The organism is Chania multitudinisentens RB-25 (assembly GCF_000520015.2).
GTDB classification, from domain to species: domain Bacteria; phylum Pseudomonadota; class Gammaproteobacteria; order Enterobacterales; family Enterobacteriaceae; genus Chania; species Chania multitudinisentens.
On record NZ_CP007044.2, the window covers coordinates 595,006 to 609,550 of the forward strand.

At 48.9% G+C, this 14,545-nt stretch carries 9 protein-coding genes, 5 tRNA genes and 3 rRNA genes; 1 reads left to right on the forward strand and 16 read right to left on the reverse strand.

The features are described from left to right. Nucleotides 1–234: 234 nt before the first annotated feature. From rplA to Z042_RS02570, 9 genes are all read right to left on the reverse strand, one after another. A complete protein-coding gene (gene rplA / locus Z042_RS02530) occupies nucleotides 235–939 on the reverse strand; it encodes a 50S ribosomal protein L1 (RefSeq protein WP_024914168.1) in 705 nt (234 codons plus the stop codon). 3 nt (nucleotides 940–942) lie between these two features. Next, complete coding sequence (gene rplK / locus Z042_RS02535) at nucleotides 943–1,371, reverse strand: 50S ribosomal protein L11 (protein WP_024914169.1); 429 nt, start codon at nucleotides 1,369–1,371, stop codon at nucleotides 943–945. A gap of 157 nt (nucleotides 1,372–1,528) precedes the next feature. After that, on the reverse strand, nucleotides 1,529–2,074 hold the full coding sequence (nusG, locus tag Z042_RS02540; RefSeq protein WP_004929914.1) for a transcription termination/antitermination protein NusG: 546 nt from the start codon (nucleotides 2,072–2,074) through the stop codon (nucleotides 1,529–1,531). 1 nt (nucleotide 2,075) lies between these two features. Further along, nucleotides 2,076–2,459 (reverse strand): preprotein translocase subunit SecE, encoded by a 384-nt coding sequence (gene secE / locus Z042_RS02545; protein ID WP_024914170.1) that lies wholly within the window; start codon nucleotides 2,457–2,459, stop codon nucleotides 2,076–2,078. 255 nt (nucleotides 2,460–2,714) lie between these two features. After that, entirely contained in the window at nucleotides 2,715–3,899 is a 1,185-nt protein-coding gene (gene tuf, locus Z042_RS02550; protein ID WP_025297190.1) for an elongation factor Tu, read from the reverse strand. A 109-nt stretch (nucleotides 3,900–4,008) separates the two neighbouring features. Beyond that, nucleotides 4,009–4,084, reverse strand: a tRNA-Thr gene (locus tag Z042_RS02555). A 6-nt stretch (nucleotides 4,085–4,090) separates the two neighbouring features. After that, nucleotides 4,091–4,165: transfer RNA gene (locus Z042_RS02560), tRNA-Gly, on the reverse strand. Nucleotides 4,166–4,371: 206 nt separating this feature from the next. After that, nucleotides 4,372–4,456, reverse strand: a tRNA-Tyr gene (locus tag Z042_RS02565). A gap of 24 nt (nucleotides 4,457–4,480) precedes the next feature. Continuing rightward, nucleotides 4,481–4,556: transfer RNA gene (locus Z042_RS02570), tRNA-Thr, on the reverse strand. Between the two features lie 505 nt (nucleotides 4,557–5,061). Here Z042_RS02570 and coaA point away from each other — a divergent pair. Continuing rightward, entirely contained in the window at nucleotides 5,062–6,012 is a 951-nt protein-coding gene (coaA, locus tag Z042_RS02575; RefSeq protein ID WP_024914503.1) for a type I pantothenate kinase, read from the forward strand. A 43-nt stretch (nucleotides 6,013–6,055) separates the two neighbouring features. Here coaA and birA read toward each other — a convergent pair whose 3' ends face one another. The 7 genes from birA to hemG all read right to left on the reverse strand — a co-directional run bounded on the left by birA (nucleotide 6,056) and on the right by hemG (nucleotide 14,530). Beyond that, on the reverse strand, nucleotides 6,056–7,018 hold the full coding sequence (birA, locus tag Z042_RS02580; protein ID WP_024914502.1) for a bifunctional biotin--[acetyl-CoA-carboxylase] ligase/biotin operon repressor BirA: 963 nt from the start codon (nucleotides 7,016–7,018) through the stop codon (nucleotides 6,056–6,058). Next, entirely contained in the window at nucleotides 7,015–8,052 is a 1,038-nt protein-coding gene (murB, locus tag Z042_RS02585) for a UDP-N-acetylmuramate dehydrogenase (protein WP_024914501.1), read from the reverse strand. The genes birA and murB overlap by 4 nt, the downstream gene beginning before the upstream one ends. Nucleotides 8,053–8,449: 397 nt before the next feature. Beyond that, nucleotides 8,450–8,565: ribosomal RNA gene (gene rrf / locus Z042_RS02590) — 5S ribosomal RNA — on the reverse strand. A gap of 120 nt (nucleotides 8,566–8,685) precedes the next feature. Beyond that, nucleotides 8,686–11,594 (reverse strand): 23S ribosomal RNA (locus Z042_RS02595). Between the two features lie 255 nt (nucleotides 11,595–11,849). Next, a tRNA-Glu gene (locus Z042_RS02600) sits at nucleotides 11,850–11,925 on the reverse strand. Between the two features lie 85 nt (nucleotides 11,926–12,010). Continuing rightward, nucleotides 12,011–13,552 (reverse strand): 16S ribosomal RNA (locus Z042_RS02605). The 16S, 23S and 5S rRNA genes sit together here with 1 tRNA gene alongside, the layout of an rRNA operon. Before the next feature lie 444 nt (nucleotides 13,553–13,996). Beyond that, nucleotides 13,997–14,530 carry a menaquinone-dependent protoporphyrinogen IX dehydrogenase gene (hemG, locus tag Z042_RS02610; RefSeq protein WP_024912262.1) on the reverse strand — a complete coding sequence of 178 codons (534 nt, stop codon included), beginning with the start codon at nucleotides 14,528–14,530 and terminating at the stop codon, nucleotides 13,997–13,999. Nucleotides 14,531–14,545: the final 15 nt, after the last annotated feature.

Consider the following 14,545-nt stretch of genomic DNA (forward strand, 5'->3'; position numbering starts at 1 on the left):
ACTGAGCGGCTTAACACGGTGAGCAGAATCCAGCAAAGACCATTCTTTTAAAAAGAAAAAATTTCTTTAGGCTCTGTCACCGTCTACGCAGGAAAATTAAGCACCTTTCGGCACACCTGCGGTCTTGGACGGAGGCCTGGATAGGCCAGGCTCCAACCGAAAATCTGTTGTTTTGCTAGAGCAAAACCCTGGGGCATAGGATTCTAGGTGAAACTCTGCCCCAAGTCAAAACGATCAGTTTGCTACAGCAGTCAGGCCGCTTTGATCGATAGCAACACCAGCACCCATGGTGGTGGAGAGGCTAACTTTCTTGATATACACGCCTTTCGCCTGAGATGGTTTGGCTTTTTTCAGCGCAACCAGCAAGGCTTCCAGGTTTTCTTTCAGCTTGTCTGCATCGAAATCAACTTTACCGATAGTGGTATGGATAATACCGTTTTTATCGTTACGATAGCGAACCTGGCCTGCTTTAGCGTTTTTCACTGCTTCAGCAACGTTCGGAGTAACAGTACCCACTTTCGGGTTTGGCATCAGACCACGTGGACCCAGAACCTGGCCCAGTTGGCCCACAACGCGCATTGCGTCCGGGGAAGCAATAACAACGTCAAAGTTCATTTCGCCTTTTTTGATCTGGTCAGCCAGATCTTCCATACCTACCAGCTCTGCGCCAGCTGCTTTAGCAGCTTCAGCGTTAGGGCCCTGGGCAAATACGGCAACGCGAACGGAACGACCAGTGCCGTGTGGTAGAACAGTAGCACCACGTACGTTTTGGTCTGATTTACGAGCGTCGATGCCGAGATTAACAGCAACGTCAACGCTTTCTACGAATTTAGCGGTGGCCAGCTCTTTCAGCAGAGCAACAGCTTCGATGATGTCATACTGTTTAGTCGCATCAACTTTGTCACGGATCACGCGCATGCGCTTGGTCAGCTTAGCCATCTCTTAATCCTCCACTACCAGGCCCATGGAACGAGCAGTACCTTCGATGGAGCGAATCATCGCTTCAACGTCAGAACCAGTCATATCCGCAGCTTTGGTTTCTGCGATTTCACGTACCTGAGCACGAGTCACTTTACCGACTTTATCTTTGTTCGGTTTACCGGAACCAGACTTAACACCGGCCGCTTTTTTCAGCAGAACTGCCGCTGGCGGGGTTTTGGTAACGAAAGTGAAGGAGCGATCAGAATAAACAGTAATAACAACAGGGATCGGCAAGCCTTTTTCAATGCTGTCAGTCTTAGCATTAAACGCCTTACAGAATTCCATGATGTTAACACCTTGCTGACCCAGAGCAGGACCGACTGGCGGGCTCGGGTTAGCCATACCAGCGGCAACTTGCAGCTTGACGTAGGCTTGTACTTTCTTGGCCATTGAAATTTCCTCGTATGGGTAGTATCGCCTCCTTAGAGGCTCCCCGTGTTTCACCCCGCTTTAAAAGCGAAGCATCTAAAAACAAAAGGCGCGAAATTGTAGTTCAATTCCGCGCCTCTGACAAGCAACAAATCCGCTTGCGTTGCTGATTAATTGATCAGCCTTTTTCTACCTGACTGAAGTCTAATTCCACCGGCGTTGCACGCCCAAAGATGGAAACAGAAACCTTCAGGCGGCTTTTCTCGTAGTCCACCTCTTCAACAACACCATTGAAGTCGGCAAACGGGCCATCGTTAACACGCACCAGCTCACCCGGTTCAAACAGCGTTTTCGGACGTGGCTTATCACCCACCTGTTGCAGGCGATTCATAATCGCATCCACTTCTTTATCGCTGATTGGTGCAGGGCGATCGGAAGTTCCACCAATGAAGCCCATAACACGAGGAACACTGCGTACCAAGTGCCAGCTGGCGTCATTCATCACCATCTGAACCAATACATAGCCAGGGAAAAATTTACGTTCACTCTTGCGACGTTGACCACCACGGATTTCAACCACTTCTTCCGTAGGCACCATAACTTCGCCGAACAGTTCTTCCATATCGTGCAGTTTGATATGCTCACGCAACGATTGAGCTACGCGGCCTTCAAAACCGGAAAACGCCTGAACGACGTACCAACGTTTTTTTGGGGCTTCAGACATTTTAGAACCTCAGGCCAGTAATAAACGATACCAGACGAACCAGAATACCATCCAGCCCCCACAGAATCAGTGACATCACGGCAGTTACTGCGGCGACGATCAACGTGGTATGTAACGTTTCTTGGCGAGTTGGCCAAATCACTTTGCGTACTTCAGTACGCGCTTCTCGCGCAAAGGCAACGGTGGCTTTACCTTTAGTGGTCATCAGCGCTACGCCACCAGCAACAACGATGACCAGAACAACCGCCAGCGCGCGCAATGGCAGGCTGAAATCGCGGTAGTAATAGTTACCAACGATAGCCACAACCAACAAAACGGCAACGATAAACCATTTAGCCATTTCAAGGCTGCGCCCGCTCCCTTGAGCCTCGGAATTCGCACTCATAAACCAACCTGTCACAATGATTCGAACAAATAACTTTACCTCGCAGTGCGAGGCAAACCAAACCGATCAGATGCTGCTAAAACAGCACTCGGTGTTTTACGCTATGACGTATTTCAATCAATACGGTTTAAGAGCCCATCTCACCAATGATTATGACTGTAAAATCGCTGATGAGATAGGTTCTAGTTCACAGCGTAGAAAAAGGGCATCAAATGATGCCCTTTTACCGCATGTCGCGTCAAATATTATCAGCAATTAAGCGATAACTTTGGCAACAACGCCCGCGCCAACGGTACGACCACCTTCACGGATAGCGAAACGCAGACCGTCATCCATCGCGATTGGGTGGATCAGGGTGACTTTCATATTAATGTTGTCACCTGGCATTACCATCTCTACGCCTTCTGGCAGTTCAATAGTCCCAGTCACGTCAGTGGTACGGAAGTAGAACTGTGGACGGTAGCCTTTGAAGAATGGCGTATGACGGCCACCTTCTTCTTTGCTCAGGATATACACTTCGGAATCGAACTGAGTGTGTGGCTTGATAGAACCTGGTTTAGCCAGAACCTGACCACGTTCGATATCTTCACGTTTGATACCACGCAGCAGAACACCCACGTTCTCACCCGCACGGCCTTCGTCCAGCAGTTTGCGGAACATTTCTACGCCGGTACAGGTCGATTTCACGGTGTCTTTGATACCGACGATTTCAACTTCTTCGCCTACCTTGATGATGCCGCGCTCTACACGGCCGGTCACCACGGTACCACGGCCAGAAATGGAGAAAACGTCTTCGATTGGCAGCAGGAATGGCATATCAATCGCACGCTGTGGTTCTGGGATATAAGAGTCCAGATGACCAGCCAGCTCAATGATTTTCTCTTCCCACTCTGGCACACCGTTCAACGCTTGCAGTGCTGAACCACGAACCACTGGCAGATCGTCACCAGGGAAATCATAGGCAGACAGAAGTTCACGCACTTCCATTTCAACCAGTTCCAGCAGCTCTTCATCATCAACCATGTCACATTTGTTCATGAATACGATGATGAAAGGAACGCCTACCTGGCGGCCCAGCAGGATGTGCTCACGCGTCTGTGGCATTGGGCCATCAGTAGCAGCAACCACCAGAATAGCGCCATCCATCTGAGCAGCACCGGTGATCATGTTTTTCACGTAGTCGGCGTGCCCTGGGCAGTCAACGTGCGCGTAGTGGCGGCTTGGGGTGTCATATTCAACGTGAGAAGTGTTGATGGTGATACCACGTGCTTTTTCTTCTGGCGCGTTATCGATCTGGTCGAAAGCACGAGCGCTACCGCCGTAGGTTTTAGCCAGAACGGTAGTGATTGCAGCAGTCAGGGTAGTTTTACCGTGGTCAACGTGGCCGATAGTACCGACGTTAACGTGCGGTTTTGTACGTTCAAATTTTTCTTTAGACATCGGTTGTCCCTCTAAGATACGGATAGATCGGTGGTTTTACCACATCAACCAAGCATTTGCTTGTTGAATCCAGAACAGAAAGAGAATCAAGGGGCGAGAAATTAAGAAGTGGTGCTGATAGGCAGATTCGAACTGCCGACCTCACCCTTACCAAGGGTGCGCTCTACCAACTGAGCTATATCAGCACATCTTGGAGCGGGCAGTGGGAATCGAACCCACATCATCAGCTTGGAAGGCTGAGGTAATAGCCATTATACGATGCCCGCATCCTGGAACTCGGCTACCTAATTTTTTCTGTAGAATTTTTTGGTGTAAAGAAAGTGCATTTTTCGCTTAACTTTTCACCTTTCGAGCCACGTAGCCTACATTGTTTTACGCTACCTGACTTAAATCTTGTTGAAGGCTTTTCCCTTCCCTGCACAGGGTCCATTTTAAGGCTACTGTGCACTGTACCCCAGAGTCAGGGTAAGTTTGGTGGTGGGGGAAGGATTCGAACCTTCGAAGTCTGTGACGGCAGATTTACAGTCTGCTCCCTTTGGCCGCTCGGGAACCCCACCCATTTTTAACTTTTGTGACTTGAATGGTGCCGGCTACCGGAATCGAACTGGTGACCTACTGATTACAAGTCAGTTGCTCTACCTACTGAGCTAAGCCGGCATCAAGTGCTGCGCATTCTAGGTAGAGCTGGCGGCCTATGCAACAAAAAATTTGCGTTCCGCGCACTATCGCTCACAAATCATTCGATTTTGCATACCAGTTAGCAATTTACCGCGTAAGGCAGACTTAATGTTCATCAATTATAGATGTCATTTTGTATAATTTTACGCATTTCTTTCGAGGAGTTCCCCAGCATTTCTCCACATGCTCATCGCATTTGGCGAGAAAACGATGAGTTGCCATATCACACAACACAATCAGCCTCCCCTATGCTATCGCCAGCCGCTCTGAGAGCGATATCTTCACCAGAAGAACGGCTTTGCACTTCACTTTCCATCAACTGCGCGCCTGTTCGCACTATTGGCATAAACTCATACGAATCGATAACATTTGCGAAAAAAGTCTACGCCAAAAACGAAGCTGTCTATAATATGCAGTTTGTTTATTATTTGGAGTTGGCGTCCGGCGCCATTCCCAACCTGCGTTAATAGGCAGAATTTGGCTTATGATAAAAAGAGAGCAATCTTTAGCAACGCCATATCTTCAGTTTGATCGTGCCCAGTGGGCTGCGTTGCGAAACTCAGTACCGCTGACACTGTCGGAAGAAGAGATTGTTAAACTGAAAGGGATTAACGAAGCTCTCTCTTTGGAAGAGGTAGCACAGATCTATTTGCCACTATCACGGCTGTTAAACTTTTACATTAGCTCTAACCTGCGTCGCCAAGCGGTTCTCGAACAATTTTTGGGAACAGATGGCCAACGTATTCCCTATGTCATTGGTATTGCCGGCAGCGTCGCTGTGGGTAAAAGTACAACAGCACGTTTATTGCAAGCATTACTGAGCCGGTGGCCCGAGCATCGTAGCGTAGAACTGATTACTACCGATGGTTTCCTGCATCCCAATAAGGTACTAAACGAACGTGGCTTGATGAAGAAAAAAGGATTTCCACAATCCTACGACATGCACAGCCTGGTGAAATTTGTTTCAGAAGTAAAATCAGGGGCTAAACATGTTACTGCTCCTGTTTACTCGCATTTGATTTATGATGTCGTTCCAGAAGGTAACAAAATTATTGAGCAACCCGACATCCTGATTCTGGAAGGGTTAAATGTCTTGCAAAGTGGTATGGATTACCCACACGACCCCCATCGCGTATTTGTCTCTGATTTTGTTGACTTTTCAATATATGTCGATGCACCGGAGGATTTATTGCAAACCTGGTATATCAACCGTTTCCTTAAATTCCGCCAAGGGGCCTTTTCCAATCCAGATTCCTATTTCCATAATTACGCAAAGCTTCCAGAAGCTGAAGCAATTAATATTGCTACTCAATTATGGAATGAGATTAATGGGTTGAATTTACAACAAAATATACTCCCAACGCGCGAGCGTGCCAGCCTGATCATGACCAAAAGTATTAATCACGCTGTAGAGAGCGTCCGCTTAAGGAAGTAATCACTAAAATAAGAGAGGTAATTAACCTCTCTTATTTATAATATTAGTCGGCACTGCGTAAAGATATTTCACCACCAATAAAAGGCTTAATCTCACCATCTTGTTCAAGTAATAATGCACCTTGCTGATCGATACCTTTAGCAATACCAAAAATCTGTTGCTCGCCAATTAAAAGCTTAACCGGCCGATCTAAAAAGTTATCTAACCGGTGCCAGCGAGATATAAATGGTGCAAGTCCTTCTATTTCGAATTGCCGCAGTGAGTGACGCAAATTATTGAGCAGAGTTGCTGCCAATTCGTTACGATCAATATTGAGTCCTGTCTCTTGCAGATTAACCCACTGTTGATCAATCTTATCTGTATTTGTTCCACACATTGCCATATTGATACCCGCACCGAGAACCAACTGAGCCGCATCGCCAGTTTTACCCGTTAATTCAACGAGTATGCCAGCCAGTTTCCGATCATTGAGATACAAATCGTTTGGCCATTTAACTCGCACTTGTTCAGCACCTAGGTTTTGCAGTACTTCAGCCATCACAATACCAATAACCAGACTCAACCCCATTGCAGCCGCTGGCCCTTGCTCAAGACGCCAAAACATAGATAGATAAAGGTTTGTCCCAAAAGGCGAAACCCATTGCCGACCACGCCTCCCTCGGCCCGCCTGCTGATATTCTGCAACACAGGCATCGCCAGAAGTCAGCTCCGTAATTCGATCCAGTAAATACTGGTTCGTGGAATCAACAACCGGCAAAACTATGACACGCTTGTCTTCCAACATGCCGAGAATACGTTCAGCCTCCAGTAAATTCATCCCTCCTGGCAAGCTATAGCCTTTACCTGGCACAGTAAATACATCCACCCCCCATTCTCGGATAGTCTGAATATGCTTGTTAATCGCCGCACGGCTCATTCCCAAAAACTCACCTAAATGCTCACCCGAGTGGAATTCGCCATCAGCCAACTGTGAGATAATCTTAAGCGGTATTTTTGTATCTTTCATGACAGAACCTCAACCGCATCCAGTTCACCTGTTGCCCCAATAAAGCGAACTTCTGGCTCCAGCCAAACATCGAATTTCGCTGCCACTGTATTGCGTACATGCCTTGCCAGTTCAACTATATCCTGGCTACTGGCATTATCTGCATTCACCAATACCAATGCCTGTTGATGATGCACCGCAGCACCCCCCATCCGATACCCCTTGAGCGTACATTGTTCAATAAGCCAACCAGCGGCTAATTTCACTTCCCCATCCGGCTGTGGGTAATAAGGCATCTTTGGATACTCAGCAAGCAACACATGAGCTTTTTCTTCGCTTACTAATGGGTTTTTGAAGAAGCTCCCCGCGTTACCAACTAATTGTGGGTCCGGTAACTTACTGCGCCGCATAGCGCATACTGCGTCAAAAACCTGCTGCGGTGTTACCGTATTCTGATCCAGCTTAGTCAGCTCACCGTAACTCAAGAGTGGATTCCAGTGCTTATTAAGCCGTAGACCAATCCCAACGATAACGTGACCCACTTTAAACTTATGTTTAAATATGCTTTCACGATAACCAAACTCACAGCGTTCAGGATCCATACGATCAATTTCACCTGTGTTCAGATTCAGCAGGTCGACATACTCACAAACATTTTTTAATTCAATACCATACGCACCAATATTTTGGATCGGTGCAGAACCAACCAAACCTGGAATCAATGCTAAATTCTCTAGCCCTGGCATACCGCGGTCAAGAGTGCTGCTCACAAGATAATGCCAATTCTCACCAGAGCTGACATGAAGATGCCAAGCATCCTCCTCTTCCTTCACCTCAATGCCTTTTAGCTCGTTGATCATGACCGTACCAGCGAAATCCTCTAAAAATAGGACATTACTTCCCTCACCGATAACTAGCAGTGGCTCCCGACGCTTTTGCGCTTTTTGCCAAGCTTTAATCATCATTTCAATTCTTCCAGCAATGACTAAATGCGCTGCATTAACCGGGAGCGCAAAAGTATTGTGTTTTTTTAAAGACGCGCTTTCAGTAGACATGACGTTAAATACTCTTACGTAATAAACATTCTCTTAGTCTACTCGATTCGGTGCCCATAGCTATTGTTTGTTTTTATTGATTTGACTTTTTATTGTCATTTAATGAAGTTTTTAGAGGGGTTTTCATAACATCCTTTAATATCATTAAGATATAGAAATAACCTTGTTTATATTAATATTATTCCCTGATTTATATAAAAGTTACAAATATTACCTATACCTATATATTGGTTGATATAACGAGAGTCAAAATTTTTGGGAGTCTTATCGATAAGAATATTAGCTATATTTAATAACACATGTGAATAGAATCAATTTTATCAAAAAGAACTATGTATTTTTTACTGAAAAAGCAAAAAGCCCCATGCTTTCGCATGGGGCTTTCCACTTGTTTGATGCCTGGCAGTGTCCTACTCTCGCATGGGGAGACCCCACACTACCATCGGCGCTACGGCGTTTCACTTCTGAGTTCGGCATGGGGTCAGGTGGGACCACCGCGCTATTGCCGCCAGGCAAATTCCATTTAATCAACCCGCTTCACTTGCGTGAAGCCAGTCAATCCAATCCGGGAACATCGCTGAATATCAAAACTCACTACTCTCTTGTCTCTCAACAAAACACCTTCGGTGTTGTAAGGTTAAGCCTCACGGTTCATTAGTACTGGTTAGCTCAATGCATCGCTGCACTTACACACCCAGCCTATCCACGTCTTCGTCTCAAACGTTCCTTTAGGGACCTTAAAGGCCCAGGGAAGACTCATCTCGAGGCGAGTTTCGTGCTTAGATGCTTTCAGCACTTATCTCTTCCGCACTTAGCTACCGGGCAGTGCCATTGGCATGACAACCCGAACACCAGCGGTGCGTTCACTCCGGTCCTCTCGTACTAGGAGCAACCCCTCTCAATCTTCCAACGCCCACGGCAGATAGGGACCGAACTGTCTCACGACGTTCTAAACCCAGCTCGCGTACCACTTTAAATGGCGAACAGCCATACCCTTGGGACCTACTTCAGCCCCAGGATGTGATGAGCCGACATCGAGGTGCCAAACACCGCCGTCGATATGAACTCTTGGGCGGTATCAGCCTGTTATCCCCGGAGTACCTTTTATCCGTTGAGCGATGGCCCTTCCATTCAGAACCACCGGATCACTAAGACCTACTTTCGTACCTGCTCGAGCCGTCACTCTCGCAGTCAAGCTAGCTTATGCCTTTGCACTAACCTCACGATGTCCGACCGTGATTAGCTAACCTTCGTGCTCCTCCGTTACGCTTTGGGAGGAGACCGCCCCAGTCAAACTACCCACCAGACACTGTCCTCACCCCGGGTTACGGGGCAAAGTTAGAACATCAAACATTAAAGGGTGGTATTTCAAGGTTGGCTCCATGCAGACTGGCGTCCACACTTCACTGCCTCCCACCTATCCTACACATCAAGGCTCAATGTTCAGTGTCAAGCTATAGTAAAGGTTCACGGGGTCTTTCCGTCTTGCCGCGGGTACACTGCATCTTCACAGCGAGTTCAATTTCACTGAGTCTCGGGTGGAGACAGCCTGGCCATCATTACGCCATTCGTGCAGGTCGGAACTTACCCGACAAGGAATTTCGCTACCTTAGGACCGTTATAGTTACGGCCGCCGTTTACTGGGGCTTCGATCAAGAGCTTCGCCTTGCGGCTAACCCCATCAATTAACCTTCCAGCACCGGGCAGGCGTCACACCGTATACGTCCACTTTCGTGTTTGCACAGTGCTGTGTTTTTAATAAACAGTTGCAGCCAGCTGGTATCTGCGACTGGCTTCAGCTCCAGGAGCAAGTCCCTTCACCTACGTGCCAGCGTGCCTTCTCCCGAAGTTACGGCACCATTTTGCCTAGTTCCTTCACCCGAGTTCTCTCAAGCGCCTGGGTATTCTCTACCTGACCACCTGTGTCGGTTTGGGGTACGATTCTGTGTTACCTGGAGCTTAGAGGCTTTTCCTGGAAGCTTGGCATCAACCACTTCGCCACCGTAGTGACTCGTCATCACGCCTCAGGGTTGAATAAGAGAACGGATTTACCAATTCTCTCCCCCTACACGCTTAAACCGGGACAACCGTCGCCCGGCCAGCCTAGCCTTCTCCGTCCCCCCTTCGCAGTAACACCGAGTACGGGAATATTAACCCGTTTCCCATCGACTACGCTTTTCAGCCTCGCCTTAGGGGTCGACTCACCCTGCCCCGATTAACGTTGGACAGGAACCCTTGGTCTTCCGGCGAGCGGGTTTTTCACCCGCTTTATCGTTACTTATGTCAGCATTCGCACTTCTGATACCTCCAGCAGCCCTCACAGACCACCTTCAACGGCTTACAGAACGCTCCCCTACCCAACAACGCCTTAGCGTCGCTGCCGCAGCTTCGGTGCATGGTTTAGCCCCGTTACATCTTCCGCGCAGGCCGACTCGACCAGTGAGCTATTACGCTTTCTTTAAATGATGGCTGCTTCTAAGCCAACATCCTGGCTGTCTGTGCCTTCCCACATCGTTTCCCACTTAACCATGACTTTGGGACCTTAGCTGGCGGTCTGGGTTGTTTCCCTCTTCACGACGGACGTTAGCACCCGCCGTGTGTCTCCCGTGATAACATTCTTCGGTATTCGGAGTTTGCATCGGGTTGGTAAGCCGGGATGGCCCCCTAGCCGAAACAGTGCTCTACCCCCGAAGATGAGTTCACGAGGCGCTACCTAAATAGCTTTCGGGGAGAACCAGCTATCTCCCGGTTTGATTGGCCTTTCACCCCCAGCCACAAGTCATCCGCTAATTTTTCAACATTAGTCGGTTCGGTCCTCCAGTTAGTGTTACCCAACCTTCAACCTGCCCATGGCTAGATCACCGGGTTTCGGGTCTATACCTTGCAACTAGACGCCCAGTTAAGACTCGGTTTCCCTACGGCTCCCCTATTCGGTTAACCTTGCTACAAAATATAAGTCGCTGACCCATTATACAAAAGGTACGCAGTCACCCCATTAAGAGGCTCCCACTGCTTGTACGTACACGGTTTCAGGTTCTGTTTCACTCCCCTCGCCGGGGTTCTTTTCGCCTTTCCCTCACGGTACTGGTTCACTATCGGTCAGTCAGGAGTATTTAGCCTTGGAGGATGGTCCCCCCATATTCAGACAGGATGTCACGTGTCCCGCCCTACTCATCGAACTCACAACCTGTGCATTTTGGTGTACGGGGCTATCACCCTTTACTGCGCGACTTTCCAGACGCTTCCACTAACACACAGGCTGATTCAGGTTCTGGGCTTTTCCCCGTTCGCTCGCCGCTACTGGGGGAATCTCGGTTGATTTCTTTTCCTCGGGGTACTGAGATGTTTCAGTTCCCCCGGTTCGCCTCATGACACTATGGATTCATGTCATGATAGTGTGTCGAAACACACTGGGTTTCCCCATTCGGGTATTGCCGGTTATTGCGGTTCATATCACCTTACCGGCACTTTTCGCAGATTAGCACGCCCTTCATCGCCTCTGACTGCCTAGGCATCCACCGTGTACGCTTAGTCACTTAACCTCACAACCCGAAGGTGTCTTCTGTAAACAGAGAACACATCGTGCTGTAAACATTTGAGAGACTCTCTGACAGGGTACTCCTTATCCCCATAACTCTACGGTGGGATAAGTTTCAGCTGTCAGGTTTCAATTTTCAGCTTGTTCCAGATTGTTAAAGAGCAATATCTCAAGCCTGACTCGCAAGTCAGCTTTGAGATATTTAAGGTATCGTCACGATACCGAGACCGCCGCTTTCACCGGGATGGTCGCAAGCAGTTGGCGTCCCCTAGGGGATTCGAACCCCTGTTACCGCCGTGAAAGGGCGGTGTCCTAGGCCTCTAGACGAAGGGGACACGACACCGTACTTTTATGACGCTTTTGCTCATTACTTCTATCAGACAATCTGTTGTGAACACTCACGCAATCAATATCATTCGGTAAGGAGGTGATCCAACCGCAGGTTCCCCTACGGTTACCTTGTTACGACTTCACCCCAGTCATGAATCACAAAGTGGTAAGCGCCCTCCCGAAGGTTAAGCTACCTACTTCTTTTGCAACCCACTCCCATGGTGTGACGGGCGGTGTGTACAAGGCCCGGGAACGTATTCACCGTAGCATTCTGATCTACGATTACTAGCGATTCCGACTTCATGGAGTCGAGTTGCAGACTCCAATCCGGACTACGACGTACTTTATGAGGTCCGCATGCCTTCGCAGGGTAGCTTCTCTTTGTATACGCCATTGTAGCACGTGTGTAGCCCTACTCGTAAGGGCCATGATGACTTGACGTCATCCCCACCTTCCTCCAGTTTATCACTGGCAGTCTCCTTTGAGTTCCCGGCCTAACCGCTGGCAACAAAGGATAAGGGTTGCGCTCGTTGCGGGACTTAACCCAACATTTCACAACACGAGCTGACGACAGCCATGCAGCACCTGTCTCACGGTTCCCGAAGGCACCAAGCCATCTCTGGCAAGTTCCGTGGATGTCAAGAGTAGGTAAGGTTCTTCGCGTTGCATCGAATTAAACCACATGCTCCACCGCTTGTGCGGGCCCCCGTCAATTCATTTGAGTTTTAACCTTGCGGCCGTACTCCCCAGGCGGTCGACTTAACGCGTTAGCTCCGGAAGCCACGCCTCAAGGGCACAACCTCCAAGTCGACATCGTTTACAGCGTGGACTACCAGGGTATCTAATCCTGTTTGCTCCCCACGCTTTCGCACCTGAGCGTCAGTCTCTGTCCAGGGGGCCGCCTTCGCCACCGGTATTCCTCCAGATCTCTACGCATTTCACCGCTACACCTGGAATTCTACCCCCCTCTACAAGACTCTAGCCTGCCAGTTTCGGATGCAGTTCCCAGGTTAAGCCCGGGGATTTCACATCCGACTTCACAGACCGCCTGCGTGCGCTTTACGCCCAGTAATTCCGATTAACGCTTGCACCCTCCGTATTACCGCGGCTGCTGGCACGGAGTTAGCCGGTGCTTCTTCTGTGGGTAACGTCAATGCACAGTGCTATTCACACTGTACCCTTCCTCCCCACTGAAAGTGCTTTACAACCCTAAGGCCTTCTTCACACACGCGGCATGGCTGCATCAGGCTTGCGCCCATTGTGCAATATTCCCCACTGCTGCCTCCCGTAGGAGTCTGGGCCGTGTCTCAGTCCCAGTGTGGCTGGTCATCCTCTCAGACCAGCTAGGGATCGTCGCCTAGGTGAGCCATTACCCCACCTACTAGCTAATCCCATCTGGGCACATCCGATGGCGTGAGGCCCGAAGGTCCCCCACTTTGGTCCGTAGACATCATGCGGTATTAGCTACCGTTTCCAGTAGTTATCCCCCTCCATCGGGCAGTTTCCCAGACATTACTCACCCGTCCGCCGCTCGCCGGCAAAGTAGCAAGCTACTTCCCGCTGCCGCTCGACTTGCATGTGTTAGGCCTGCCGCCAGCGTTCAATCTGAGCCATGATCAAACTCTTCAATTAAAAGCTTGATGTGCTGCAACGTGTGCAGCGATGCTCGAAAATCAACGTTTGTAATAATTCACTTCAATGAATTACTGCTTGGTCACTCTTCAAGACTTGATATTTTTTTGCCACCGAAGTGGCTGGATATCGTCTTGTGAGTGCCCACACAGATTGTCTGATAAATTGTTAAAGAGCGTGGTTACCGGTTTGTTTCTCGGTAACGCGGGAGGCAGATAATACGCTTTCCCGCTGAAGAGTCAACCTTTTTTCTCTGTTAAGAGGCGGTGTGGTCACCGGGTTGGCCCTTCCTGGCTGGGTAGCATTCTTTATCATAAGACGCCGTTGTTCCCGGTCAGTGGAGGCGCATTATAGGGCGTTCCTCGCCGGCCGCAACCCCTAAATTCAAAAAAGGGTTCAAGCGCGGATATTTTCAGCAAAACGCTGTACAAGCCAGCATTTTGCTCATTTTTCACCCTGAATACAGCGAAACTCCTGAGTAAAGCGTTCTACCTGCTGCCAATCTGTATATTCAACTTCTCTACTGGTATCTGTTTCACCGCCGGTCATCTTCATAATGAAACGAATCATAACGCGATCAAACCAGCGATAACGCGGATAACGCAGCGCACCAGCGAACACGGCGCATTGTTTCGGTTGCCAAGGAGATACGAGTAAAAACTTGCGGGTATAGGCATTGGTTTGCGGGGAACGTTTCTCCGATTTACGCGCCGTCAGGTTCACGGCAAAAAAAGCACTCGGTATCCGATTCAGCTGTTCAGCGTAGCGTTTAGCAAACTTTTCCAAGGCCGGGTGGAAATGACCATAACGCACGGAAGCGCCAATCAGTATCTGCTGGTATTGATCTAATTCGATAGTATCCACCTGTAGCAGATCAATAACATCACAACTCAAGCTGTCTTGCAATTTGCTGGCTATATAAGAAGCAATAGAGCGCGTTTGCCCATCACGACTCAAATAGAGAATCAGTGCCTTCATGGCATTACTCCTTTT